This window comes from Hymenobacter cheonanensis (assembly GCF_030581075.1).
Classification (GTDB): Bacteria; Bacteroidota; Bacteroidia; order Cytophagales; family Hymenobacteraceae; genus Hymenobacter.
Genome location: NZ_JAUQSW010000010.1, coordinates 25,050 through 49,659, shown reverse-complemented (window position 1 = coordinate 49,659; position 24,610 = coordinate 25,050). Strand labels below are relative to the sequence as shown.

The following is a 24,610-nucleotide window of genomic DNA, read 5'->3' as shown; positions in this document are numbered from 1 at the left end:
AAGCTGAACGGCTTGTAAATTAAGTATTTAACAAATAATTTAGTCGTTTTTATCGGTTAAAGATTATTTTTCTACCCCTCATGCCCCTGCCCCAAACTCCTGCCGAAGAAACCATTTATGCCGAGCTGCAAGCCTGGCAGCGGCAGATGCAGCGGCTGCCCTCGCGGCTCGATAAGTTTACCCGGCGCGTGCAAATCCGGCTCAATGGCCTGCTGCCCGAGCGGGTGCATCAGGCCATCACGGGGACTATAAAACAGCTGGTGCGCGGCGTGCTGTTTGGCTCTACGCACCTCACGCGCCGGCCGCTGGCAGCGCCTTCGCTGGCAGCGCGCGAGGCGGCCGTGCGCGACCACCTGCGTGACTACCGCCTCATGGCCACCGCCGAGGGGGCCGTGACGGGCGCGGGCGGCTTTTTGCTAGGGCTCGCCGATTTTCCGCTGCTGCTGGGCCTCAAGCTCAAGCTGCTGTTTGATGTGGCGGCGTGCTACGGCTACGACGTGCGCGAGTACCCCGAGCGGCTGTATCTGCTGCATATTTTTCAGCTTGCCTTCAGCAGCCAGCACACCCGCAACGAGACGTACTACCGCCTCGCGCACTGGGACGCCTACCGCCAAACCCTGCCCGCCGAGGCCGCCGATTTCGACTGGCGCACCTTTCAGCAGGAATACCGCGACTACATCGACCTGGCCAAAATGGCGCAGCTCGTGCCCGTTATCGGGGCGGCCGTGGGCGCGGTGGCCAACTACCGGCTGCTGCAGCAGCTCGGCGCTACGGCCATGAACTGCTACCGCCTGCGCTACTTCGCCGCCCCGGCGGGGGCCGAGTTGCCGCCCGCCCTAGCGCCGCTGCGGCTGGGCTAGCCGGCGGGCGCCTCGCCTAGCCGCAGCACCCGCGTCACGCTGCGCGGAATGTCTGCGGCGTAGTGGCTCACGTAGACCAATGCCACCGGGCTAGCCGTGCAAATAGCCTCCAGCACCGCCCGGAAGTAGGGCTGCTGGGTGGCGTCGAGGCCCTGGCCGGGCTCGTCGAGCAGCAGCAGGGGCGGGTTTTTGACCAGCGCCCGCGCCACCAGGCACAGGCGCTGCGCGCTGGCCGGCACCTGGCGCAGGGGCAGCGCGGTGTAGTCGGCCAGGTGCAACACCCCTAGCCAGGCGCGGGCCGTGGCCAGTTGGGCCGGCGTGGGGCGCCCCGCCCCCAGCGTATCGGCAAAGCCCGAGACCACTACGCCCAGGCAGGTGGGCTGGCCGGGGAAGTACTGCAACAGCTCGGGCGACACGTAGCCGATGCGCCGCTTGATGTCCCAGATGCTTTCGCCCGTGCCCCGGCGCCGGTCGAAGAGCGTGATGCGCTGGCTGTACGCCTGCGGGTTGTCGCCATTCAAAAGGCTGATGACCGTAGACTTGCCGGCCCCGTTGGGGCCTAGCAGCGCCCAGCGCTCGCCGGGCCGGATTTCCCAGCTCAGCCGGTCCAGAATCACGCGCTCGCCGTAGCGAATGGTCACGTCTTCCAGCTTGGCGAGGGTGGTAAACGCGGGCGGCGTGGCCGGCCACAGCGCGTGCAGGGCCGCCGCATCGGGCACCGGCGGGGCGGGTGGGGCTAGCGGGCGGTAGGCCGCCACCGGCCCGGTGCGCACGAGCTGGCCCGCCGCCAGCTCGGCTACGTGCGTTACCAGGGCCGGAATTTCGCCCGGCGCCGTGGCCAGCACCACGGTGGTGCCCGCGGCGGCTATCTCGGCCAGCAGCGCGTCGAAATCGGCGCGGCTGTCCACGTCGAGGCCCGCCAGCGGGTTATCCAGCAAGAGCAGCGCCGGGTGGCGCAGCAGGGCCGTGGCCAGGCGCAGGCGCTTGGTTTCGCCGTTGGAAAGCTGAATGAGCGGCTGCCCCAGCAAGTGCCCCAGGCGCAGCCGCGCCACTACGCGGGCGTAGGTCCAGGCGCCGCCCGGGCGGGCGGGTTGGGCCAGCAGGTGCTCGCGCACGGTGGGCACCTCCTCGGCTGCCGTGGCCTCGTAGCGCTGCTGGTAATACAGCTCGCCGCCGCCCGGCCGCGCCCGAAACGGCGCCCGCGCGCCCACCAGGCTCACTACCTGCCGCCACGCGGCCAGCGGGTCGGCGGGGTGGCGCTGCCGGGCGGCGGCGCTCAGGCCGGGGTAGGCGGCAGCTCCGCCCGTAAGCAGCAGCTGCCCGGCCAGGGCAGCTAGCAGCGCGCTTTTGCCCGCCCCGCTCGGCCCCACCAGCGCCCAGTGCTGGCCCGGCTCGATGCGCAAGCTCAGGTCAGCAAACAGCACCCGGTTGAGGTGGCGCACGGCCACGTGGTCGAGGGCGAGCAGGGGAGTGGGCATGGGCAGGAAGCTAGCGTCAGCTTTAGCTTGCACCGGCAAGCCGTGGCGCAAACTAAGGCCACGCCTGCCTTTCCTTCATGTCGAATGCGCTTGGCCTCGTGGTAGGCAAGTTTTGGCCGCCGCACCGGGGCCACCAGCTGCTGCTCGAAACCGCCGCCGCCCAGGTAGCCGAGCTGCTCGTGCTCGTGTATGCCCACCCCGACGATGCCGCGCACCCCGCGCCCGCCCGCGCCGCCTGGCTGCGCGAGCTGTACCGGGGCGACGACTTTGCGCCAGGCCCCCGCGTGGGCGCCACGCCGCTGCGCATCATCGCCCTCACTGCCGAAGCTGATGGCCTGCCCCCCGACGCGGCCGACGACCACACCCACCGCGCCTTCGTGCGCCAGTGGCTGGCCAGCCACGGCTACCGCCCCAGCGTGGTGTTCAGCAGCGAAGCCTACGGCCCCGGCCTGGCCGAGCACCTGGGCGCCGCCCACGTGCTGGTCGATGCTGAGCGCCGGCAAGTGCCCGTGAGCGGCACGGCGCTGAAATTGGAATTGGGAATGTGGGGTGAAAAATCAGCTGGAAATAATTCTTCCGCCTTCATTCTTAATTCCAAATTAAATTTCCTGCATCCCTTCGTGGCCGCGCAATACGGCGCGGTGCCGCCCGCCGCCGGGCCGCGCCTGGTGCTGCTAGGGGCCGAAAGCAGCGGTAAAACTACCCTGGCCACCGCCCTGGCCGAAGCGCTCGGCACCGCCTGGGTGCCCGAATACGGCCGCCTCCTGCACGAGCAGAAAAACGGCGCGCTCGACTACGAGGACCTGCTTTACATCGGCCGCCGCCAGCTCGAATTAGAGGACGAGGCCGCGCCCCGGGCTAGCGGCTGGCTCGTCTGCGACACCAATGCGGCCACTACGGCGCTGTATTCCTATTATTATTTTCACCGCTGCGACCCGGCCCTGCTTGCCCTGGCCCGGGTGTGTGGGCAGCGCTACGCCCGCACCTTCGTGTGTATGCCCACCGTGCCCTTCGAGCAGGATGGCTGGCGCGGGCCCGAGGCGCTGCGGCAGTTTCAGCACGGCGCTATTCTGATGCAGCTCGAGGCGCTGGGAATTCCTTATACCTTGCTCGATGGCAGCGTGGCGGAACGGGTAGCGCAGGTGCGGGCGGCGCTGTGAGGCGTATTTGGCCATCAATACACTCTTTGGTACAACTGTCAATTGTAGTTGAGTAGATAGCGAGACTTGCTACGCGTGGTGAATACCTATCCTCAAAATTAACCAACGTCACTAATGACCAATAAGTAGGAGCGCATGTCACATATGGGCTTTTAATTAACATTGATACTAGCGTTTTTTTCGAATCTACCAAAGTAATTTATAATTATTTTGGTAAAAAATAATATTATTATTATAATTTTATGTATTTTTGAAAGTCACATACACAGGTCCTTTTTCCTTTTTGATAAGCGGGCATTGTATTGCATTTGAACTACATTATTTAACTTCCTATACCTCTCAGGTAAAATATAATGTTAATTAAACAATTCCTTACCATATAAGCCCCCTTTCATGAAAGGAAACTTGTACATCAAAAGCATTAGTTCAAGAGTTATTGCTGCTTTGTTAGTTTTGGTAGCAGTAAGTTATGGATGCTCTGACAAGCTTGAAAATAAGCCTAGTGACAGCTTATTTAAGGTGCAGTCATCTGAAATCCAATTCTTAAAAGATTGGTGCGGCAGACAGACGTTCGTAAAGTATTCTGCAATAAGTAAGGAGGTCATTGCAGCCAATAAGTAAGGAGGTCATTGCAGCGCCTGTCAAGCGTTACCTCAAATTAGATTGGGATAATGCGCTGTCAAAATCTGCTGTGAGTGGTTCAGGTACGCGCTGGGTAGTACCAATCAACGATGCGATTGCGCAAGCTACGGCAAACGGAGGCTTGGCTGCAAAGCGGTACGGTGTCTTTTCGCGTGAAAACTCCATTTCAGGCTATGTAATAGAGGTGTATGCGAAAAAATCTACTGATGTAGGTAAGCAGTTAGTAGAAGTTATTGATGACGTTTTTTCTACTTCTGTACATGTAAACAATACTTTTGAAGGAGCTATCATTGTTTATGACATTCGGTATAACTACCTATTCGGAAAAGAATATGCGCTAGGCAAAAAGCCTACTTGGGGAGTTCATGTTAAAAAAGCAGCTACCGCAATTATAAAAGCGGCGAATAAGCCTGGAAGCCCAAGCCAAACTCTATCAGTATCAGAGCCGGATGGTGATGGTAACTGCGGCGCTGCATGTACAAAGTTCACGATTTCACTTTCTTTAGGCGTATTTGATTACTGTGATTGCCCTGAGCCTGGCGATGGTGGCGGTGGTGGCTATGGGGGCGGTGGCTATGGGGGCGGTGGCTATGGGGGCGATGGTGGTGGCGGTGGTGGCTATGGGCCTGGAGAAGGTGGCTATTATCCTAGTGGTCCGGACTATGGAGGAGGTGGCCCTAGCGTACCTGACTCAGGGTATGGTGGTAGTACTGACCCCATCATGCAAGAGTATGAGACGCTAGAGAGTAACTATAGAGGTCGAATGTCAGCCACTGAAATAGTGATTTTTGACCGAATGAGCTTCGTAGATAGATTCAATTATTTATTTAATGCTCAGAATGCAGAAGACCTCGCAGGAGCTCTGTTTTCTACAAGTTCTTTGGTAAATGGTCCGGGAGATGCTTTTAGGCACGCATATTTTGTTGCAAGAAATACAATTGACATAGGTCAAACGTTGGCGCTTCAACTATCAAATGCTCACGAAGAGAAGCCAAATAATAATCCGATTGAAAAGGAAATGGATTTGGAAAATAATAGAAGTGGCATTATTATTGGTGAAATTGCCATAAGTAACTCTCAAACTGGCATTGTAGAGGTCAAGGCGGTTGTTCTCGATTGGTTAGGAAGCCATTTGCTTGTCATTATAGAAAATGGCACTACAGTTCCGTCTCACTTATAAATCATTCTAGCATTAATACAGGAGAGTTTATTTAATATCTCCTGTATTAATGCTGAATTGCTTAAAAATCTTAAATATTTATTCTAATGAGTAAGTTAAAAATAAATTCTATAATTGTACTAAATTTTTTTTATTCTGCTAGAATAAAAGCGGGAAGTATGTTGATTGCTTTTTTTTTATGCCAATGCTCCAAGCCAGTGGTGAACTATCCCCTTACTCCAGCTGCCCAAGTACAAGTTCAGCGTAGTATTAGCAATGTCATGTCCCCTGATTCTATTGAATTATGCAATTTGTTTGTTGGGAAATGGGATTCTATTCTTGTGGTTAATCCATATGCAATACCCAATGGTATTAAAAATCTTGATGTGTCTGGATACTCGGCAGTAAAATCTTTAGTTAACGACCAATCTCACGATGATATGAATTGCACTTTGTTATTCATTGATAATAAAACGTATGTTGGTTTTAATGTGCTGACAAGAAGTTTTATCGACTTCGCGCCGCTTGCAATAGCAGCGAACAAGCAATTTATATGGATTGAAAAACGTGAGTGCAAGAATTTTAAATTTTTACGCTCTAAAGTAATGAAATCATTGGTTGTGGAGCATGAAAAATAATAGCATTTGTTTTGAAAGGCAAGGAATCTGCTAATAAGCTTTATTTTTTATGCCCGCACTGGCGCGAGTTTAGCGCAGCGTAACTCGTGCCAGTGCAGGCCAGTGCAGGGGCTAGCGAGAAAACCGTATTATGCGGCTGCCTCAAACTCCAATATAAACGCCGTCCCTTTCCCCACCTCCGACTCGGCTCGTAGTGTAGCCTTGTGAAAGGCAGCGATAGTTTGGGCGATGGGCAGGCCTAGCCCGTAGCCCTCGGGCGCACTCGGGCCGGTGGCGTGGAAGCGCCGGAAGCGGTCGAAGAGCAGCGGCAGGTTTTCGGCCGCGATGCCGGGGCCCTCGTCCTCCACGCGCAGCTGGTAGCCGCCGCTGGGGGTGGGGCGGCCCAGCACCCGAATCTGCCCGCCCTCGTGGTTGTACTTGATGGCGTTGGAGAGCAGGTTGCGCAGCAGCGTGTGCAGCAGCGTGGCATTGGCGCGGGGCACCACGTAGTCGGGCTGCAGGTCGATGCGCAACGCTATTTCGCGCTGCTGGCGGCGGTCGTCAAGCTCCTCGGCCACGTCGTGCACGGTTTCAGCCAGGGGCACGCTGGCGTCGCGCAGGTACTGCTCGTTTTCGATGTTGGCAATGAGCAGCAGCGTGCGCACGGTGTTGCGCAGGCGGTAGAGCGTGCGCTGGCTTTCCACTATCTGCTGGGCGTGGGGCTCGGGCAGGGTGGGGTCTTGGAGCATGTTCTCGAAGCGCGACTGCAAAATGCTGGTGGGCGTGAGCAGCTCGTGGCTCACGTTGCTCATAAACTCGCGCTCCTTCTCAAACGAGGCTTGCAACTGCCGCATCAGGGCCGAGAGCGAGTCGTCGAGGCGCCGGAAATCGGTAGTGTCCGTGTCGAGGCGCGCAAACGAAAACTCGCCCGGCTGCCGGATGCCGCGCAGCTTGCGCGAAATCAGCTCGCGCAGCGGCCCTAGCAGGTAGTGGGCAAAGGCCGCGTCGGTAAACACCGTGATGGCCGCCCCCGCCACCAGCACCCACAGCGCCAGCCGCCGCAGCGTATCGGTGAGCAATTCCACGGTGGCCAGCGACGAGCCGATTTCGAGGCGGTAGCGCCGGGGCGCCGCGCCACCGGGCTCGGCCGCTTCGGCCGGGCGCGGGGCACCTAGCGGCGCCACGTAACTCAGAATACGGAAGTCCTCAATCTCCTTGTCTACCTGCCGGGGCTCCTCAAAAATGCGCTCGGTGGGCGGGCCGGTGGGCCCGTTGGGGTAGGCCGGCAGGGGCGTAATGGTGATGTACTCCTGCTTGAGAATATTGTAGTCGGCGTAGCTCTCATCGTGCTCGGCCCGCAGGAAAGTGGCCAGTCCATCGCGCGCGATGAGATGCAGCAGCTCCTTCTTTTTATCGAGCAGGCGCTGGTCGGTGTGGCCCACTGCCACGCGCTGCACAATGGGCGGAATCAGGAGCGCCCCCAGCAGCACCAGCAGCAGCTTGGAGAGGCCGTTGAAGAGGCCAAGCTTGGTTTCGAGTCGCATTCGCTAGTTTGCTTAAAAAGCTAAAAATAAAACCGTCATGCTGAGCGTAGCACAGCGGAGTCGAAGCATCTTGGCAGGTCGCGTTTGGTTTAGTAATCCAATGAAGCGACCAAGATGCTTCGACTCCGCTGCGCTGCGCTCAGCATGACGGATGTTTTTTATTGCTTATAATTTCCGATTCTCTTACACTGCCCGGTAGCCGATGCCGCGCACCGTTTCGATAAAGTCGGGCGAGCCGAACTGGGCTAGCTTTTTGCGCACGTTCTTGATGTGCACGTCGATGTAGTTCGAGTCCGAATCATCCTCCAGCACGTTGCCCCACAGGTGCTCGCCCAGTTGCAGGCGCGTGAGCACGCGGCCGCGGTGCAGCAGCAGGTAGTGCAGCAGGTCAAACTCTTTTTTGGTGAGCGGCACCTCGGGGCCGGGCACCTCGGGCGTGCTGCCGTAGCGCACGGTGCGGGCCGTGACATCGAGCACGAAGCCGTCGCCGAAGGTGATTTCGGGGCGCTTGAGGCCAAACTTGCGGCGCGTGATGGCCTGCATCCGGCTGGTCAGCTCTAGCAGCGAGAAGGGCTTGGGCAGGTAGTCGTCGGCGCCCAGGTCGAGGCCCTTGATGCGGTCGTCGAGGGCGCCGCGGGCCGTGAGGATTATAAACGAAGCCTCCTGCTTTTCGCTCTGGCGGGCATCGCGCAGCAGGTCGAGGCCGTCGCCGCCGGGCAGGCCCAGGTCGAGCAGCACAAAATCGTAGGAGTTCACAAACAGCTTCTCCGATGCCTCGGCGTAGGAGAAAGCGGAGTCTACTAAATACTGAGCCTGCGTCAAGAATTGGCGCACCTCCTGGTGGAGGCTTTTTTCATCTTCAACGAGCAGAACGTGCATGGAGCGGGGAGGGGTGAAAGCGGAATGATTAGGCAACATTCGGGAGGGAGCCGTTAAATGAAGATGAAGATTGACTGTTGATTTGATGAAGATGAAGAAATAAACGCACACTTCTGCATTCAGGCCGGCTAGTGGCGCCGCCGCTTTGGCGGGCGGCGGCGCCGCCGGGTAGGGTAGTAGTAAAAAAACTTGGTGCAGTAGCCCGCATTTTCAGTTGTTTTTTAGCCCAACGCCTGCCCGCCCGCCAGAGCACGCTAGCGCCCTTTACTGCCGAAAAACAACCGTTCAGGGTATGTGCGCTAAGTGTAAAGCCCTGGTGCGTTGCGCGCTGCCGGGGCCGAAAACCGGGTGCCCTGGGCTTGCCAGATGCCGGATGAAGTTGGATATTTGGAGGAAGCTACTGCGAAGCCAGCCCCTGCGGCGGGCTCCTGGGTAGCGCTATTTTCCCACCCACTCCTTTTCCACAACTGTATGAAAGGTACGCTTACCTCCCTTTTGGGCGGGGCGGCGCTGTTGCTCGGCGCGCTGCAACCCACCCAGGCCCAAACCTACCAGCAAGTCTGGGCCGACGAATTCAACGGCACGGCCGTGAACACCTCCAACTGGGCCTTCGAAACCGGCGGCGGCGGCTGGGGCAACAACGAGAAGCAATACTACCAGGCCGCGAATGCCACGGTGGCCAACGGCGAGCTGGTTATTACGGCTAAAAAGCAGAGCGTGGGCGGTATGCCCTACACCTCGGCCCGCCTGAAAACGCAGGGCCTCAAGCAGTTCACCTACGGCCGCATGGAAGCCCGCATTAAGGTGCCGCTGGGGCAGGGCCTGTGGCCGGCGTTTTGGATGCTGGGGGCGAACATCAACACGGTGAGCTGGCCTCAGTGCGGCGAAATCGACATCATGGAGCAGATAAACGCCGATAGCCGCTGCTACGGAACCGCGCACTGGGACAGCAACGGCCACGCCCAGTACGGCCAAAGCACTACCATGAGCGCCAACGCCTACCACATTTACAGCGTGGAGTGGACGCCCGACTACATCCGCTGGTTTGTGGACGGCGCCAAGTACAACGAGATGACTATCACCAACGGCACGGGCGGTACCGAGGAGTTTCAGCGGCCGTTCTTCCTGCTGCTGAACCTGGCCGTGGCCGGCGACTGGCCCGGCCAGACAGTGGATGAAACCAAGCTGCCCGCCACCATGAACGTAGACTACGTGCGGGTGTATCAGCTCACGAGCGGCAGCACCAGCGGCAGCGTGCGCACCTTCCAGGCCGAGGCGGCCAACGTGAACAGCGGCATGACGGCCGAAACCTGCTCGGACACCGGCGGCGGCCAGGACATGGGCTACGTCGATGCCAACGACTACCTGGTGTTCAACAGCGTCAACTTCCCCGTCACGGGCGCCTACACCATCAGCTACCGGGTGGCTAGCCCCAACGGCGGCACCGTATCGTCTGACTTGAACGCCGGCTCAATTCAGCTGGGCAACACGGCCATTCCGGCCACCGGCGGCTGGCAAACCTGGACCACCGTGAGCAAAACCGTGAACATCAACGCCGGCACCTACAATCTGGGCGTATTTGCCCAAACCGGCGGCTGGAACATTAACTGGATAAGCATTACCAACCCCGCCGGGGCGCGCATGGCCCTCACGCCCAGCAGCGCGGCTAGCCCCGCGGCGCCGGGCCTGTACCCCAACCCCGTAGCGGGCAGCAGCTTCCTGCGCACCGAGCCCGAGGCCGTCGGCCACACCTACCAGGTGCTCGATGCGCTGGGCCGCGTGGCCGGCCAGGGTACCGTGGGCGTGGAGGGCCTCGACGTGTCGGCCCTGCGCGCCGGCCAGTACACGCTGCTGCTGACCTCGCCCACCCAGGAGCGCAGCAGCCGCCACTTCACCAAGCAGTAAGCGCCTGCGGAGGCAAGTAACAAAAGCGGGCTGCCCACGGGGCGGCCCGCTTTTTTTGCGGCTACCTTTGGCCGGTAGTTAAGGGAGATACGCACTGAATATATGCTGCTGAAAACGGGCTTGCTGCCGATACTTTGCTGCCTGCTGCTGGGGCTAGCCACTGCGGCGGCCCGGCCGCCCGCCACCACCATCTACCTGGTGCGCCACGCCGAAAAAGACCTCACGCCCGGCCTCGCCGACCCGCCCCTTACGCCCGGGGGCGAAGCCCGCGCCCAGCTGCTGGCCAGGCACTTGGCCAAGCGCCACCCGGCCGCCCTCTTCACCACCGATACCCGCCGCACCCGCGCCACGCTGGCCCCGCTGGCCCAGGCCACCGGCCTCACGCCCGAGGTGTACAGCGCCCGGGAGCCCGCCGCGCTGGCTGGCCGCCTCCAGCAGCAGTACGCCGGCAAAACGGTGGTAGTGGTGGGCCATTCCAACACGCTGCTGCCGCTGCTGGCCGCGCTGGGCGTGGCCCCGCTGCCGGCCGAAATCCGCGACGAGGAATACAACTACCTCTTCAAGGTAACGCTGCGCGCCGGCCAGCCCGCCCGCCTGATAATGAGCCGCTACGGGGCCGCGCCCCAGGCAGCCAGTGCGGGCGGCCTGAAGTAGGGCGGCGGTTGCTTCGGGTATTTTGAGTGCAAGGAAGCCATGCGCATGGGGTCGCAAGCTGGGTGGGTAATCGGCGGGCTGGCGCTCCTTGCTGGTTGCCAGTCTGATACTAAATCTACGGCGGCAGAATTGACGGCAGCAGTGCCAGTGCCAGCAACGCGGGCTAGCCAGCGTGCAGCCCCGCCACGCGTGGCCAGCCCTCCTTTTAGCGGCTACCACCGCTACCGGGGCACGGTGGGCGGCCAGCCCATAACGGTAGGGCTGACTTTTAAGCTCGCTCGTGGCCGTGAGCCAGCGTCTTGCCAGGGCTCGTATTACTACGGCTACGGCAAAAGGGGCGCCTTAGCGCTGGAAAGCAACGCGGCTTACCGGCCGGGCCAGCCGCTGACCCTTACCGAACTGAGCGACCCCGAAAAGCGCACCATTACCGGGCAGTGGCAGGCTAGCCAGCCCGCCGGCCTTGTGCTCAGCGGTACCTGGGCTAGCCCGGGCGGCCAGCAGCTGCCCTTTGCGCTGCGCGAAGAATACCAGGACGCCCGTCACCGCCAGCTAGCGGTGCGGTATGAGATTCTGACCGAAGATGCCGAAGGCCCGCTGCCGCAGCCGGAAAGCAGGCTGGCCGACCGTAGTGCCGATGCGGAGCTAGCCACCTTAGAGCGCAGTTACCTGCACCTGCTCGGTTCCGATACGCTGTGCCCGGCCCTGCGCCGGTTGCAGTGCCCTAGCCCGGCCCAGCGCCGCGCCGAAAGGCGGGCCTACCTGCGCGATACTCCGGTGCAGGAGGAAACAGAAGGCATTACGGGCATAACCTTTAATGAGTACGGCCTGCTTTCCGTCGGCACGTACCAAACGGGGTATTCGGGCGGCGCCCACTTTTCGCACAGCGCGGGCAATACCATCTACGACCTGGCCACCGGGGCGCCGGTAACGCTGGCCCAGCTGCTGCGGCCCGGCGCCGAAGCGCAGTTTCGCGCGTTGGTAAGGCAGTATCTTCAAGCCGAGGCGGGCAGCCGGCACGAGGACTGGCTCGGCGCCGACCAGCCCGCCGTAGCAGGTCACGTAGGGCTGGAGCTGAACAGCTTGCTGCTCACTTTTGAAGAGGATGACCTGCGTAACCGGGTAGTAGGAGGCGTGGAAATCTTTATGCCTTACGCCGAGATAGTGCCTCTGCTGCGGCCCGATTCGCCGGTGGCCCGCATGCTGCGCGAGCGCGGTTTGTGGCGCGGCCAGCCAAAACAGTAGGAAGTAGCGCTGCCAGGCTGGTACTTTTGGCCAAACACGCCTTTTCTGCTTCTTTCCATTATGCGTTCATTTTCCTCGCTGCTGCTGGCTGGCCTGCTGGCGGGCGGCCTCGCCACCGCCCAGGCCCAAACGGCGCCCGCCGCCAAGGCCGACTCCGTTGTCATCCGCAAAATTTACGACGAGGCGCTGCTGCGCGGCCAGAGCTACGACAACCTGCGCTACCTGTGCCAGAAAATCGGGGCCCGCCTCTCGGGCTCGCCCCAGGCGGCCCTGGCCGTGCAGTGGGGCAAGCTCACGATGGAAAAAGCCAACTGCTTCGACAAAGTGTACCTGCAGGAATGCCTGGTGCCGCACTGGGTGCGCGGCGCCAAGGAAAAAGGTCAGATTATCGGCAATAAGGGCAAAAGCATTTCGGCGGCCGTGTGCGCGCTGGGCGGTTCCGTGTCTACGCCCGGCAACAAGCCCCTGCGCGCCGGTGTGGTCGAGGTGAAAAGCCTGGCCGAGCTGAAAGCCCTGCCCGATGAGGCCGTGCGCGGCAAGTTTATCTTCTTCAACCGCCCCTTCGATGATAAGCTCATTGAGCCCGGCCAGGCCTACGGCGGCGCCGGCGACCAGCGCCGCTCGGGGCCCGCCGAGGCTGGCCGGCGCGGCGCGGTGGGCGCGCTCGTGCGCTCGCTCACCGCCGCCCGCGACAACAACCCTCACACCGGCGCCACCAACTACGGCGACACCCCCACCAAAGTGCCCGCCGCCGCCCTCAGCACCCAGGCCGCCGACCAGCTCAGCCAGCTGCTGGCCGCCGACCCCAATTTGCAGTTTGAGCTGGAAATGAGCTGCCTGCAGCTGCCCGACGAGAAAAGCTACAACGTGGTGGGCGAGATAAAGGGCTCAAAATACCCCGAGCAGGTTATCACCGTGGGTGGCCACCTCGACTCGTGGGACCTGGCCCAGGGTGCCCACGACGACGGCACCGGCGTGGTGCAAAGCATCGAGGCCCTGCGCCTCTTGAAAGCCGCCGGCCTGCGCCCCGAGCGCACCGTGCGCGCCGTGCTCTTCATGAATGAGGAAAACGGCACGCGCGGCGGCACCAAATACGCCGAGCTAGCCCAGCAAAACCACGAAACCCACCTCGCCGCCATCGAAAGCGACGGTGGCGGCTTCACGCCGCGCGGCTTCAATGTGGAAACCACGCCCGCTGTGTTTCAAAAAGTGGCCGCCTGGAAGCCGCTGCTAGCCCCGTACCTCTCGGGCCAGCTCACGCCCGGCCACGCCGGCACCGACATCGAGCCGCTGGTGGCGGCCGTGAAGCCGGTGGCCCTGTTTGGCTACGACTGCGACTCGCAGCGCTACTTCGACCTGCACCACTCGGCCCTCGACACCTTCGAGCAGGTAAACCGCCGCGAGCTGGAGCTGGGCGGCGCCAGCATGGCCGCGCTCATCTACCTGCTGGGCAAGTATGGCTTGTAGGGGGCTAGCGCCGGGTCGGCCTAGCCATTAGCTCATAATACGGTACTTTACAATACGTTCGTCATGCTGAACGCAGTGAAGCATCTCTACCGCACCGTTGTATAATGCGGTAGAGATGCTTCACTGCGTTCAGCATGACGAACGTATTTTTTAGTAATTGACCCTAGCCAGTGCTACAGCGACTTGCGGCGCTGCTCCCGGCTGCGCTGCTCATCCAAGAGCTTGAGCAGCACGCCGTTGGTCCAGCCAAAGCCGTCTTGCAGCGGGTATTCGCCGCCGCCGGCCACGCGGCTCAGGTCCTCCACGTTGTACTTCTCCAGCAGCCGGCCGGTGCGGTTGAATACGCGCACGTTCAGCGTCGTCCAGCGGTGGGCGATGGTATCGGCCAGGTCGGGCAGCTGGTAGCGGCGCAGGCCGGCCACCGTGAGGTACTGCAGGGGCGCCCAGCCATTAGGGGCGTCCCACTGCTGGTGGCTGGCATTGGTGGTGGTGAGCACGCCGCCGGGGCGCAAAAACTCGCTTTGCAGGCGGCTGGCCACGGCGCGGGCCTGGGCCGGCGTGGCCACGCCGTAGGCGAGCGGAAAAACGCCGGCCAGCGTGCGGATGCCGGCCAGCTTCTTTTGGGGCAGGTCATAATCGACAAAAAAGCCGGCCTGCGCATCCCAGCAGTAGCGCTGAATGGCGGCGGCCCGGGCCTGCGCCTTCTGGCGGTACTGGCTGGCCTCGGCGGGCTGGCCGGTGGCGCGGCTGGCGCGGGCCAGGGTTTGCTCCAGCACCAGCAGCAGGCAGTTGAGGTCAACGGGCACCAAATCGGTGGTGCGGATGGAGCTGAGCTGCAAATCGGGCCCAAACCAGCGGGTGCTGAAATCCCAGCCCGAGGCGGCGGCGGCCCGCACGTGGTGGTAAAACTGCGCGGGCGGCTGCTTGCTGAGCTTGGCGGCCTCCACATCTTCGCGGTACGATTCTTCGCGGGGCTGGTCGCTCTCGTCCCAGTAGCGGTTCAGGCGCTCGCCGCCGGGCAGGCGCACGGCGCGGTGGCTGGCCTGGCCGGGGTGCAGCTTGTCGGCGCCGGCCATCCAGTAGGCGTATTCGCGGGCTAGCGCGGGGCGGTAGCGCGCCAGCACGGCCGCCGAGTCGGGGCCGGTGGCCAGCAGGCCCACCATCTGGGCAAAGAAGGGCGGCTGCGAGCGGGTAAGGTAGTAAGTGCGGTTGCCGTTCGGGATAAACCCTAGTTTATCAATTAGGTATGCGAAGTTATCAACCATGTCGCGCACCTGGGCCAGCCGGCCCGCCTCGCGCAGCCCAAGCATCGTGAAGTACGAATCCCAGTAGTATACCTCGCGAAAGCGCCCGCCCGGCACCACGTAGGAGTGCGGCAGCGGCAGCAGCGACGAGTAGGGCGGCACAGTGGCCTGGGCCGGCCGCCGCAGCACCGTCCAGAGCGTATCGAGGTGCGCCCGGATGCCGGCCTGGATGTTGCTGCGGTACTTCGCGGTGTCGGCGTTGGGCAGGTAGAAGTAGCGCTTGGCAAAGGCCTTGAGGTCGAAGCCCGGCTGGCTTTTTTCTTTGGCGTAGGCGGCTAGCACCACGGCCGGCGCGGCAGTAGGCAGCATGTCCACGAAGGTCTTGCCATCGGGGTACACCCGGGTAAGCTGAATCGCCTCAAACAGGCCCGGGTAAAGCTGGCGGGGCGTAGGCTGGGCGGCGGGCTGCGCCAGGGCCGGGCCCGCTACCAGCATAAGCCCGGCAGCCCACAGTTTTTTAGTAAGCACAAGCATAAAGTAAGCGGAAAAATGAGCAGGGTGAAACGCCACCGACGGGCTAGCCGCTAGCCCGAAAAAAATAGCAGCGGCCGGCCTGGGCCAACCGCTGCTACTGTCAGGCATCAACTCCCTTTGTTAATACCCGGGGTTCTGGGTAAGGTTGGCGTTCACGGCCAGCTGCTGGTTCGGAATCGGGAAAATCAGGTACTTGGGGTCGCTGCTCGTGGGGCCTTGCTGAATGGGACCCAGAAAGGTGCCAAAGCGCACCATGTCCTGGCGGCGCCACAGCTCCAGATACAGCTCGCGGCCGCGCTCGTCATACACGTTGGTCAGGTTTACGCTGGCGAGGGCGCTGGCCCCGCGCGTTGGGTGCGTGCGGATGTAGTTTACCAGCGCCAGGGCCGTGCTGCCGTAGGCGCCGGCCGTGGTGCCGGTGGCCCCGCGCAGGATGGCCTCGGCCTTCATCAGCAGCACGTCGGGCAGGCGGAAGTGCACCATATCGTTGTCGATGGTACCGGCCCCGTTGTTGGTGAAGTCGGGCGGGTATTTCATCGGCCGGATGCCCGTCACTTCCAGGTTCGAGCCGGTTTCGATGATGCTAACGGCCGCCGTGAAGGCTAGCGGCGCCCCGGTGCGGTCGGTAAGGGCCGCATCCGTAATCAGGTTATACTGCTGCCCGATGAGGAAACCCACGTTCTGGCGCTTGCCAGGGTTGGCCGGGCCATTGGTGTAGGTATAATACTGCCCGCGCCGCAGGTCCTGCGCCTCGTACTTATTATAGAAGTCCGAGAGGGCGCAGGGGCCATTGTAGCCGCTGGGCACCATGTTGTAGTGCGAGATGAAGCGCCACAGGTCGTATTGGGCCCCGCTGCTCACGCCGCCCACGTTCAGCTCCGTGAAAATATTCTCGGTGCCGATGTTCGAGTTGTCGGGCGCGAAGTTGTCGAAATAGTTATTCGCAAACTTGTAGCGCCCGCTGGTGATAATCTGGTCGGCCAGCGTCACTACCTGGTTCATGTCGGCCGCCGCGAAGGTGGGCGCCTGCCGGTTGGCATACACCCCCCGGTTGAGGTAGCACTTCATCAGCAGGCAGCGGGCGGCATCTTTGGTGGCGCGGTTCACCGGCGAGTCGGGCAGGCTGGGTAGTATGGCGGTCAGCTCCGAGATGATGTATTCGAGCGCCGCCGTGCCCTTGCGCACCTGCGCCGCTGCCGATACGGCACCGCCCGGCTCGCGGTAAGGCACCTGGTCGTAGAGGTCCAGGGTCCAGTACATGGCAAAAGCGCGCAAAAAGCGAGCCTCGGCCTGCTGCTGGGTGCTGGCGTTGTACTGGCTCTGCAGCATGTCGGTGGCCGCGAACACGATGCCACCCAGGTTGGCAAAGGCGTCGCGCACCTGGCTGTGGTTGGCATCCCAGGTGTGCAGGTGCAGCTGGCGCCACACGCCGTTGTCGTCCCAGTCGCCGGCCCGGGTAGGCATCAGGCGCTCATCGGTCGTTACTTCCGAGAGGGCAAACACCTGCGTGGCGCCCTGGAAGGGCGAGCGCAGGGACGTGTACACACCGTCGAGCAGCGAGGAAGCGGTGCCGCCGGCTACCTGGTTGGGCGTAAGCGTGCCCTGAAACTCCTCATTAATCTTGCAGCTGTTGGCCAGCTGCAGCAGCGTTAGCAAAGCCGCCGCGCTTAGGGTCTTTTTCATATCAGAATAAGTGCTAGGGTGGGATTAGAGCGAAACGTTGAAGCCAAACGTAAACGTGCGCGCCGGTGGGTAGCCCGTGTAGTCGATGCCGGCCGAGGGCACCACGCCATTAGCCTTGTTGGTGTTCACCTCGGGGTCGAAGCCGCGGTAGCTGGTCATCAGGGCCAGGTTCTGGCCGATAGCGAAGATGTTCAGCCCCTTAAATACGGTGCCGATGTTGCCGACCTCGTAGTTGAGAGTCAGGTTAGAGAGCTTCACGTAGTTGCCGCTTTCGAGGTAGCGGGTCGAGGGCGTCACGGCGTTGGCCAGCGACTCTTTTACCCCCGACTGGTACTCGGCCAGGGCAATGTTTTTACCCGAGCGTATCTGGCTTACGTTCAATACGCTGTTGAAGGTATTGTTGTAAATCATGTTGCCGAATACGCCCGTGAAGTTGGCAATGAGCGAAAGCTTCTGGAAGCGCAGCCGGGCGTTAAACCCTACCAGCGTGGTAGGGTTGGGGTTGCCGCTGTACTGCCGCGGGCCAAAGTCGTTGTAGAGGCCCGTAGTGGCGTTGATGCCGTTGTAGACCGGCAGCTGGTAGCCGTTGAGGGGCTGGCCGTTCTGGATGGTTTCTACCAGTACCCCCGACAGGCCCTGCCCGCTCAGCGCACCGGTTTGGATAATGAGCGTTTCGGGCAGGCCCGATACCGAGTTGCGCACAAAGGTGGCGTTGCCGCCAATATTGAGGCCAAAATTAGTGCCTTCAACAATAGACGCGCTGGCGATAATTTCCACGCCTTTGTTCACAATCTGCCCGTTCAGGTTCGACCAGATAACGCTGCTGCCGCCAGGGGCCGCCGGGTAGCCCGGGATGTTGGGGTAGAGCAGGTCGGTGGTGCGCTTGTAGAAGTAGTCGGCCGTCAGGGTCAGGCGGTTGTTGAACAGGGCAATGTCGGTGCCCACGTCAAACTGGTCGTCCGACTGCCACTTCAGGTTGGGGTTAAAGTTGGTAATCTGGCTGATGCCGCCGTTGTTGTTCAGGAACGAGTACTGCGAGCGCGAGGCGCCGGCCGGGAATTCCTGGTTGCCGGTGCGGCCGTAGCCGGCCCGAATTTTCAGCTGGTTGAAGGCCGTAGCCGACTTGAAGAATTCTTCCTGGCTGATATCCCAGGCTACCGATACCGACGGGAAGTAGCCGTACTTGTTATTGTCGCCAAACTTGGTAGAGCCGTCGGCGCGCAGCGTGGCCGTCAGCAGGTAGCGGTCCTTGTAGTTGATGATTGCCCGGCCGAAGAACGACTGCAGCTCCGTTACGGGGTCAACCGTGGAGGAGACGCTGCGGCCCGAGGGGTTGGAGTACTGCAGGTAGTTGGTGTAGTCGAGCCCGTAGGTTCCGAAGCCGATAGGCGTGCCCGTGTTGGGGTTTACCGGCCCGCGCCCGCTCAGCGCGGCAGTCGAGTAGTTGAATTTCTGGTACTCGTAGCCCAGCAGGGCATTCAGGTTGAAGTCGCTGCCTAGCTTCTTGTTGAAGTTCAGCGTGTGGGTCATCTGCTGGGTCAGCAGCTCGGCGCTGTTAATAGCGGCAAAGCCTACCTGTTGATAATCAGCAATGTTGAGGCGCTGGTCGATGTAGCTGCGGCGTTGCCCCGTGCTGTAAGTGCCCGCAAACAAAGCCCGGTATTCGAGCCAATCGGTAAACTTGTAGTAGGGAGATATCGATACCAGCGCGGTCGTCGTGCGCGCGCGGTCGTGGTAGTAGTTGAGCGTGGCCACCGGGTTGATGGTGGTGCTCCCCAGGCGCGATACGGGCTGGCCGTTGGCGCTGTAGAGCGAGTCGGTGGGGTTCCACTGGAGCGCCTGCCCGATGATGCTGCCCCGGAAGTCACCGTTGTTGGTAATGGGCGCCAGCTGCTCGTTCACCTGGGCCACTTTCAGGTTCAGGTCCAGGCCCAGGCGCTTGCTTTCCAAAAATTTGTAGTTGCCTGCAAACGCGCCGGTGTATTTCTCCAGCCCCGTAGTCTTAACGATGCCTTTCTGATTGAGGTAGCTCAGCGAGAGGCGGTAGCGCCCGTTTTCCGTGCCGCCGCTGGCGGCCAGGTTGTAGTTCTGCAGCGGCGCCGTTTGCAGAATTGCCCCTAGCGGGTCGTTGTTCTGGCCCTTGTCATTGCTGGTCGGGGCCCCGTAGTAAGTTAGGGCCTGGCGGTACTGGTCGGCATTGAGCACATCGATGCGCCGCAGGATTTTTGAGAAGCCGAAGCTGGACCCAAAATCCAGCTGCGCCTCGCCCACCTTGCCCCGCTTGGTGGTCACAATCACCACGCCGTAGGCTGCGCGCGAGCCATAGATGGCAGTGGCCGAGGCATCTTTCAGAATGTCGACGCTCTCGATATCAGCCGGGTTCAGGAAGAGCAGCGGGTTGCTGTCGGGGCTGTCGCCGAAGGCCGTCGTGAGGCCGGGGCGGGCGGTGCGGCCGTCCAGCGGCACGCCATCCACTACGTACAGCGGCTGGCCGGTGCCCGTCACGGCCGAGTTGCCCCGGATGCGGATGGTGCTGGCGCCCCCCGGCTGGCCGCTGTTCTGCGTTATCTGCACCCCCGAGGCGCGGCCCTGGATAAGCTGGTCGGGCGAGGTAAAGGTACCCTTGTTGAAATCTTTGGGGCTAAGCGCCGACACGGCGCCGGTCAGGTCGCTTTTCTTCACGGTGCCATAGCCTACCACCACTACGTCGGCCAGGGCCTGGGCATCATCCTTCAGCGCAATGGTCACCGTGTTGCGGCCCGTAATGCTCACCGTTTGGCGGGCATAGCCCACAAACGACACCGTGAGCGAGGTAGCCGTAGCGGGCACCTGCACGCGGAAATCGCCGTCGGCCCCGGTGCTGGCCCCGATGGAGGTGCCCGTCACGAGTACCGTTACGCCCGGCAGGGCGGTGCCGGTGGCATCCGTCACCCTGCCCGTCACTTCACGGGCCGTTTGCGCGTGGCCGATGATGGGCAGAAAAAGAGCCAGCAGCAGCGTCTTGCCGCTGAGCGCCGACCGGGCCGCCGGCTGCTCGTAGGCTTGGTAGGTTGAGTAACAGGTGTTACGCATGAGTGAAAAGGGTTAAAGTGGGAAATACTGCGAGCACCCAGCCGGTTGGCAACCTAGCCCAATCGATTCCAAAAAATGGCCGCGAAAGGCACCGAAACTGAGTGAAACCTGGAAAATGAAAAGCGTATCAAAAAGTAATTGCGGCTGCCTGGCCGGGCTTATCGCAGCTGATAGACCACTGCCTGCCAGGGCTGTAGGGCCAGGGCCGGGCCGGCAGGAGCCGCGCCGGAGTAGTTGTTGAGCCAGGGCGCGCCGCTCGGGGTGAGGCCGGCCGGCAGGGGCCAGGTGCGCGGCGCCGACGAGAAGTTGAGCACCACCAGTACCTTTTCGGCCTCTAGCGTGCGGGTGTAGGCGTAGATGTTAGGATTGGCCGCGTCGAGCAGTTGGTATTGGCCATGTACCAGCACCTTGTGCTGCTTGCGCACGGCAATGGCCCGCCGGAAGTAGTTGAGCACCGAAGCCGAGTCTTTGTCCTCGCTAGCCTCATTGAGCGTCACGTAGTTGGGGTTCACCTTAATCCAGGGCGTGCCGGTGGTGAAGCCGGCGTTGGCCGAGGCATTCCACTGAAAAGGCGTGCGGCTGTGGTCGCGCGAGAAGCGGGCTAGCGAGTGAAAAAATGCTTTTTCATCGCCGCCCTGCTGCCTGAGCGCGGTGTAGGCGTTGCGCGCCGCCACGTCGCGGTAGTCGGCAATGCCCGTGAAGGGGCTGTTGGTCATGCCCAGCTCGTCGCCGTTGTAGCAATAGGGCGTGCCGCGCATGGTCAGCAAAAAGGTATTGAGCAGCTTGGCCGAGGGGGCGCGGAAGGCCAGGCGGTCGTCGCCAAACTTGCTCACCATGCGCGGCTGGTCGTGGTTGCCCAGGTCGATGGCCTGCCAGCCCTTCTGGGCAAAGGCGCTGTCCCACTTCGTAAACACGCGCTTGAGGTCGGTGAGCTTGTACGTATCCGAATTGCTGCCCACGCCCACGCCCTCAAAGTGATAGGTCATGTCCAGCTCCTTGCGGGCGGGGTCCACGAAGAGCATAGCCTCGGTGGGGTTACGGCCGGCGCCCTCAGCCACACTCATCACGTTGTAGTGGCTGAGCACCTGCTCGTTAATCTCCCTGAGGTAGTCGTGCAGGTGCGGGCCGTGGTTGTAGGCGTTGGTATAGTTGGCCTGCGTGAGGCCCGGCATGGGCGGAAACGTGGGGTCTTTGGCCACAAACTGAAAGGCATCCATGCGGAAACCGTCGATACCCTTATCGAGCCAGTAGCGCATGATGTTGTGCACTTCCTGGCGCAGCTTGGGGTTGTTCCAGTTCAGGTCGGGCTGCTTTTTGGAGAAGTAATGCAGGTAGTAGCTCTTGGTGGGCGCGTCGTACTGCCAGGCATTGTTCTTGACATCGAAGGTGCTGAAGCGCGCCGGGGGCGTGCCTTTTTCGGCGGGCCACCAGTAGTAATAGTCGCGGTAGGGGCTGGTGCGCGAGGCCCGCGCCGACTTAAACCAGGCGTGCTCGTCCGAGCTGTGGTTCACCACCAGGTCCATTACCAGCTTGATGCCGCGGGCGTGCATGCCCTTCAGCAGCTCATCAAAGTCGGCCATGGTGCCAAGCTCGGGCATTATCTGGCGGTAATCGCTGATATCGTAGCCGTTGTCGTCGTTGGGCGAAGCGTAGATGGGGTTCAGCCACACCGTGCCCACGCCCAGGCTCTTGAGGTAGTCGAGCCGCGAGATGATGCCCTTCAAATCACCCACGCCGTCGCCGTTGCTATCCTGGAAGCTGCGCGGATAGAGCTGATAAACAACAGTTTCCTTCCACCAGCCAGCGGGTTTAGCCAAGGCCTTAGGCGCTGGCGTAGTAGTTGCCTTGTCGGGCTGCGTGGCGGTAGTTGTCCCGGTTTCCGTTTTGGTGGTTTGGTTGCAGGCCACGGCGCCGCCAGCCAGCAGCAGAGCGGCAGCCAGGCGAAAAACGGGAGGACTTGAAAAAGGCAAGCGTAAAGCGCTCATAACAATTAAGATGCTGAAAATCAGGTAGTAGCGGCTGTTAGCGCCAGCACGTCGGCCGCCGAAATGGCGGGCGTGGCGCCTTGGTGCGTGGCTACCAGCGAGCCCGCCGCGCAGGCAAAGGCCAGCATCTCGGCCGGCGGCTGGCCGGCTAGCCAGCCCTTGAGCAGCGCCGCCAGAAAAGCATCGCCGCTGCCAATGGTATCCTGCACCTGCACCGCAATGCCGGGGCTGCGGTGCAACTGCCCGTTGGCCCAGAGCACGGCCCCATCGGCGCCCTTGGTCACGCACACGGCTTGCAGCTGAAAGCGGTCGGCGAGCCAGTGCAGGGCGGTTTCCTCGTCGGGGCTAGCCCCAAACCAGCCCATTATCTCGCTCAGCTCGTGGTGGTTGAGCTTCACCAGGTTGGCCTGGCGCAGCAGGTAGGTCACCACGTTGCGCGAGTAGTGCGGAGCGCGCAGGTTCACGTCGAACACCTTAAAAGGAGCGCGCTGCAGCAGGCGATACAGCGTTTCGCGGGTGGCGCCGCTTCGGGCGGCCAGGCTGCCAAATACAAAGGCATCGGCGGCTTCTACCAGCGGCCCTAACGCGTCTTCGTACTGGATGTAATCCCAGGCCACGGGCTGCACTATCTTGTAGGTAACCTCGTGGCTGTCGCTCACATTGGCCTTTACCACGCCCGTGAGGTGGGTTTCGCCCCGCTGGATGTAGCAGGTGCTCAGGCCTTTGCTTTGCACAAAGCCTAGTAGCTCGGCGCCCAGGTCGTCGTGGCCCACGCGGCTGATAAGCAGGGCCTCCTGCCCGAAGTTGCGCAGGTGCACAGCCACGTTGAGCGGGGCGCCGCCGGGCTGCTTGCCCGTTGGCAGGACGTCCCAGAGCATTTCTCCAAAGCAGACAATAGCCATAAGAGCGAAGGGTAAAATGTTGCCAACAAGTTGAATTTAAGTGAAGTATAAATCAGTGTGGCCCTAGTGCATGACCAGCGTTTTGGCCACGCCCTCCAGGCTGGTGCCCTTGGTTTCGGGCATGAAGCGCAGCACGAACACAAGCTGCAAGACCATCATGCCGCAGAAAAAAGCGAACGTGTTGCCGCCCCCCAGGCGCTCGGCGAAGTAGGGGAAAGTGAAGGCGATAACCGTGGCCATGACCCAGTGCGTGGAGCTACCCAGCGCCTGGCCCTTGGCCCGCACGGCATTCGGGAAAATCTCGGAGATGAAGACCCAGATAACGGCGCCCTGCGAGAAGGCGAAGAAGGCGATGTAGGCAAACAGCAGCCCCGGCACCAGCAGGCCGCCAAAGAGCTGAAAGCGCTGGGTATAGAAGGCCATTGCTACCAGCCCCAGCGTGGCAATGAGCCCGAGCGAACCCACCAGCATAAGCGAGCGCCGCCCAAAACGGTCGATAACGTTGACGCCCAGCAGCGTAAAGATAAAATTGACCAGCCCGATGCCCGCCGACGACAGCAGGGCCGCGCCCTGGCCTAGCCCCGTCATCTCAAAAATGCGCGGCGCATAGTAGATAATAGCGTTAATGCCAGATACTTGGTTGAAGAAGGCGAAGGCCATGGCCAGCAGCACCGGCGTGCGGTATTGCGCCGCCCAGAGCGACTCGCTCTGCTGGCCGGCATCGGCCTGGGCCGTGAGGATAGCGGCCGTGTCGGCCTCCACGGTGGCGGGGTTGATGAGCCGCAGCACGTCTTTGCCCTCGGCCAGGCGGCCGTGCAGCAGCAGCCAGCGCGGGCTTTCGGGTACCCGAAACAGGAACAGCAGAAAGGCCACGGCCGGCACCGCCTGCACGCCCAGCATGAGGCGCCACGAGTGGCTGCCCGTATTGGCTAGCAGGTAGTTAGAGAGGTAGGCCGCCAGAATACCGAACACGATATTGAACTGAAACAGCCCTACCAGCTTGCCGCGCGAGTCGGCCGGCGAAATCTCGGAGATATAGAGCGGCGCCGTGACCGAGGAGGCGCCCACGCCCAGCCCGCCCAGAAAGCGGAAGACCATAAACGGCACCCAGGCCGGGGCCAGCGCCGCGCCCAGCGCCGACACTAGGTAGAGCACCGCAATCCAGCGCAGCGTTTGGCGGCGGCCCAGCTTATCGCTCGGGATGCCGCCAAACATGGCGCCGAGCACCGTGCCGATGAGAGCAATGGAAATAGTGAAGCCATGCTCTACAGCGCTCAGGTGCCAGAGCTGCTGAATAGCTTTCTCGGCACCCGAAATCACAGCCGTGTCAAACCCGAACAGAAAGCCGCCGAGCGCCGTAACAATAGACCAAAAAAGAACTTTGCGTTGCACCATGACCGGAATCGTTTGTACAAAAGTCCGGGGGGCTGCCTGGCTAGGCGTGCACTAGCATTCCAAATGCGTTTAAAATTGATGCAGAGGATTTTTTTTGACGTAAATAACTGCTATTCAAGAAAATAAAATAAAGTGAGTACTGACTCACCAAGGCCGGTTCTTTGATTGCGTAGCGCAACTTTTAAAAA

General features: G+C 61.4%; 17 protein-coding genes. 8 read left to right on the top strand and 9 right to left on the bottom strand.

Annotated features, from left to right (window positions below; all coding sequences use genetic code 11):
• Positions 1–80 precede the first annotated feature (80 nt).
• Positions 81–860 carry an EcsC family protein gene (locus tag Q5H89_RS17665; protein WP_305020672.1) on the top strand — a complete coding sequence of 260 codons (780 nt, stop codon included), beginning with the start codon at positions 81–83 and terminating at the stop codon, positions 858–860.
• Here the strand turns inward: Q5H89_RS17665 and Q5H89_RS17660 are convergent.
• Positions 857–2,338, bottom strand: a complete 1,482-nt coding sequence (locus tag Q5H89_RS17660) for an ATP-binding cassette domain-containing protein (RefSeq protein WP_305020671.1) — start codon at positions 2,336–2,338, stop codon at positions 857–859. The genes Q5H89_RS17665 and Q5H89_RS17660 overlap by 4 nt on opposite strands.
• A gap of 77 nt (positions 2,339–2,415) precedes the next feature.
• Between Q5H89_RS17660 and Q5H89_RS17655 the strand changes: the two genes are divergently transcribed.
• The 3 genes from Q5H89_RS17655 to Q5H89_RS17645 all read left to right on the top strand — a co-directional run bounded on the left by Q5H89_RS17655 (position 2,416) and on the right by Q5H89_RS17645 (position 5,937).
• The gene (locus Q5H89_RS17655) at positions 2,416–3,498 is read left to right on the top strand and encodes an AAA family ATPase (protein WP_305020670.1); all 1,083 of its coding nucleotides are present in this window, start codon (positions 2,416–2,418) and stop codon (positions 3,496–3,498) included.
• Positions 3,499–4,189: 691 nt separating this feature from the next.
• The gene (locus tag Q5H89_RS17650; protein WP_305020669.1) at positions 4,190–5,320 is read left to right on the top strand and encodes a DUF6973 domain-containing protein; all 1,131 of its coding nucleotides are present in this window, start codon (positions 4,190–4,192) and stop codon (positions 5,318–5,320) included.
• 86 nt (positions 5,321–5,406) lie between these two features.
• Positions 5,407–5,937, top strand: a complete 531-nt coding sequence (locus tag Q5H89_RS17645) for a hypothetical protein (RefSeq protein WP_305020668.1) — start codon at positions 5,407–5,409, stop codon at positions 5,935–5,937.
• A gap of 128 nt (positions 5,938–6,065) precedes the next feature.
• Here Q5H89_RS17645 and Q5H89_RS17640 read toward each other — a convergent pair whose 3' ends face one another.
• Positions 6,066–7,460: a sensor histidine kinase gene (locus Q5H89_RS17640; protein ID WP_305020666.1), complete on the bottom strand. Its 1,395-nt coding sequence runs from the start codon at positions 7,458–7,460 to the stop codon at positions 6,066–6,068.
• Between the two features lie 183 nt (positions 7,461–7,643).
• On the bottom strand, positions 7,644–8,339 hold the full coding sequence (locus Q5H89_RS17635; protein WP_305020665.1) for a response regulator transcription factor: 696 nt from the start codon (positions 8,337–8,339) through the stop codon (positions 7,644–7,646).
• Positions 8,340–8,810: 471 nt separating this feature from the next.
• On the opposite strand from Q5H89_RS17635, the gene Q5H89_RS17630 reads away from it, so the two are divergent.
• From Q5H89_RS17630 to Q5H89_RS17615, 4 genes are all read left to right on the top strand, one after another.
• Positions 8,811–10,244 (top strand): family 16 glycosylhydrolase, encoded by a 1,434-nt coding sequence (locus Q5H89_RS17630; RefSeq protein WP_305020664.1) that lies wholly within the window; start codon positions 8,811–8,813, stop codon positions 10,242–10,244.
• A 102-nt stretch (positions 10,245–10,346) separates the two neighbouring features.
• Positions 10,347–10,898 (top strand): histidine phosphatase family protein, encoded by a 552-nt coding sequence (locus Q5H89_RS17625; protein ID WP_305020662.1) that lies wholly within the window; start codon positions 10,347–10,349, stop codon positions 10,896–10,898.
• Positions 10,899–11,087: 189 nt separating this feature from the next.
• Positions 11,088–12,140: a hypothetical protein gene (locus Q5H89_RS17620; RefSeq protein ID WP_305020661.1), complete on the top strand. Its 1,053-nt coding sequence runs from the start codon at positions 11,088–11,090 to the stop codon at positions 12,138–12,140.
• 60 nt (positions 12,141–12,200) lie between these two features.
• Entirely contained in the window at positions 12,201–13,607 is a 1,407-nt protein-coding gene (locus tag Q5H89_RS17615) for a M20/M25/M40 family metallo-hydrolase (protein WP_305020660.1), read from the top strand.
• A 173-nt stretch (positions 13,608–13,780) separates the two neighbouring features.
• Here Q5H89_RS17615 and treA read toward each other — a convergent pair whose 3' ends face one another.
• From treA to Q5H89_RS17585, 6 genes are all read right to left on the bottom strand, one after another.
• A complete protein-coding gene (gene treA / locus Q5H89_RS17610) occupies positions 13,781–15,379 on the bottom strand; it encodes an alpha,alpha-trehalase TreA (protein WP_305020659.1) in 1,599 nt (532 codons plus the stop codon).
• Between the two features lie 126 nt (positions 15,380–15,505).
• On the bottom strand, positions 15,506–17,068 hold the full coding sequence (locus Q5H89_RS17605; protein WP_305020658.1) for a RagB/SusD family nutrient uptake outer membrane protein: 1,563 nt from the start codon (positions 17,066–17,068) through the stop codon (positions 15,506–15,508).
• Between the two features lie 24 nt (positions 17,069–17,092).
• Positions 17,093–20,140, bottom strand: a complete 3,048-nt coding sequence (locus Q5H89_RS17600; RefSeq protein WP_305020657.1) for a SusC/RagA family TonB-linked outer membrane protein — start codon at positions 20,138–20,140, stop codon at positions 17,093–17,095.
• Between the two features lie 158 nt (positions 20,141–20,298).
• Complete coding sequence (locus Q5H89_RS17595) at positions 20,299–22,125, bottom strand: glycoside hydrolase family 13 protein (protein WP_305020656.1); 1,827 nt, start codon at positions 22,123–22,125, stop codon at positions 20,299–20,301.
• 20 nt (positions 22,126–22,145) lie between these two features.
• On the bottom strand, positions 22,146–23,003 hold the full coding sequence (locus tag Q5H89_RS17590; RefSeq protein ID WP_305020655.1) for a carbohydrate kinase family protein: 858 nt from the start codon (positions 23,001–23,003) through the stop codon (positions 22,146–22,148).
• Between the two features lie 87 nt (positions 23,004–23,090).
• Positions 23,091–24,422 (bottom strand): sugar porter family MFS transporter, encoded by a 1,332-nt coding sequence (locus tag Q5H89_RS17585; RefSeq protein ID WP_305020654.1) that lies wholly within the window; start codon positions 24,420–24,422, stop codon positions 23,091–23,093.
• Positions 24,423–24,610: the final 188 nt, after the last annotated feature.

Excerpts from the sequence above, each read along its gene's own strand:
- Q5H89_RS17655 (WP_305020670.1), top strand. The coding sequence starts at position 2,416 with ATGTCGAATGCGCTTGGCCTCGTGGTAGGCAAGTTTTGGCCGCCGCAC.
- Q5H89_RS17660 (WP_305020671.1), bottom strand. The coding sequence starts at position 2,338 with ATGCCCACTCCCCTGCTCGCCCTCGACCACGTGGCCGTGCGCCACCTC.
- Q5H89_RS17600 (WP_305020657.1), bottom strand. The coding sequence starts at position 20,140 with ATGCGTAACACCTGTTACTCAACCTACCAAGCCTACGAGCAGCCGGCG.
- Q5H89_RS17590 (WP_305020655.1), bottom strand. The coding sequence starts at position 23,003 with ATGCTCTGGGACGTCCTGCCAACGGGCAAGCAGCCCGGCGGCGCCCCG.
- Q5H89_RS17585 (WP_305020654.1), bottom strand. The coding sequence starts at position 24,422 with ATGGTGCAACGCAAAGTTCTTTTTTGGTCTATTGTTACGGCGCTCGGC.
- Q5H89_RS17605 (WP_305020658.1), bottom strand. The coding sequence starts at position 17,068 with ATGAAAAAGACCCTAAGCGCGGCGGCTTTGCTAACGCTGCTGCAGCTG.
- Q5H89_RS17625 (WP_305020662.1), top strand. The coding sequence starts at position 10,347 with ATGCTGCTGAAAACGGGCTTGCTGCCGATACTTTGCTGCCTGCTGCTG.
- Q5H89_RS17635 (WP_305020665.1), bottom strand. The coding sequence starts at position 8,339 with ATGCACGTTCTGCTCGTTGAAGATGAAAAAAGCCTCCACCAGGAGGTG.
- Q5H89_RS17595 (WP_305020656.1), bottom strand. The coding sequence starts at position 22,125 with ATGAGCGCTTTACGCTTGCCTTTTTCAAGTCCTCCCGTTTTTCGCCTG.
- Q5H89_RS17645 (WP_305020668.1), top strand. The coding sequence starts at position 5,407 with ATGAGTAAGTTAAAAATAAATTCTATAATTGTACTAAATTTTTTTTAT.
- Q5H89_RS17615 (WP_305020660.1), top strand. The coding sequence starts at position 12,201 with ATGCGTTCATTTTCCTCGCTGCTGCTGGCTGGCCTGCTGGCGGGCGGC.
- Q5H89_RS17665 (WP_305020672.1), top strand. The coding sequence starts at position 81 with ATGCCCCTGCCCCAAACTCCTGCCGAAGAAACCATTTATGCCGAGCTG.
- Q5H89_RS17640 (WP_305020666.1), bottom strand. The coding sequence starts at position 7,460 with ATGCGACTCGAAACCAAGCTTGGCCTCTTCAACGGCCTCTCCAAGCTG.
- Q5H89_RS17630 (WP_305020664.1), top strand. The coding sequence starts at position 8,811 with ATGAAAGGTACGCTTACCTCCCTTTTGGGCGGGGCGGCGCTGTTGCTC.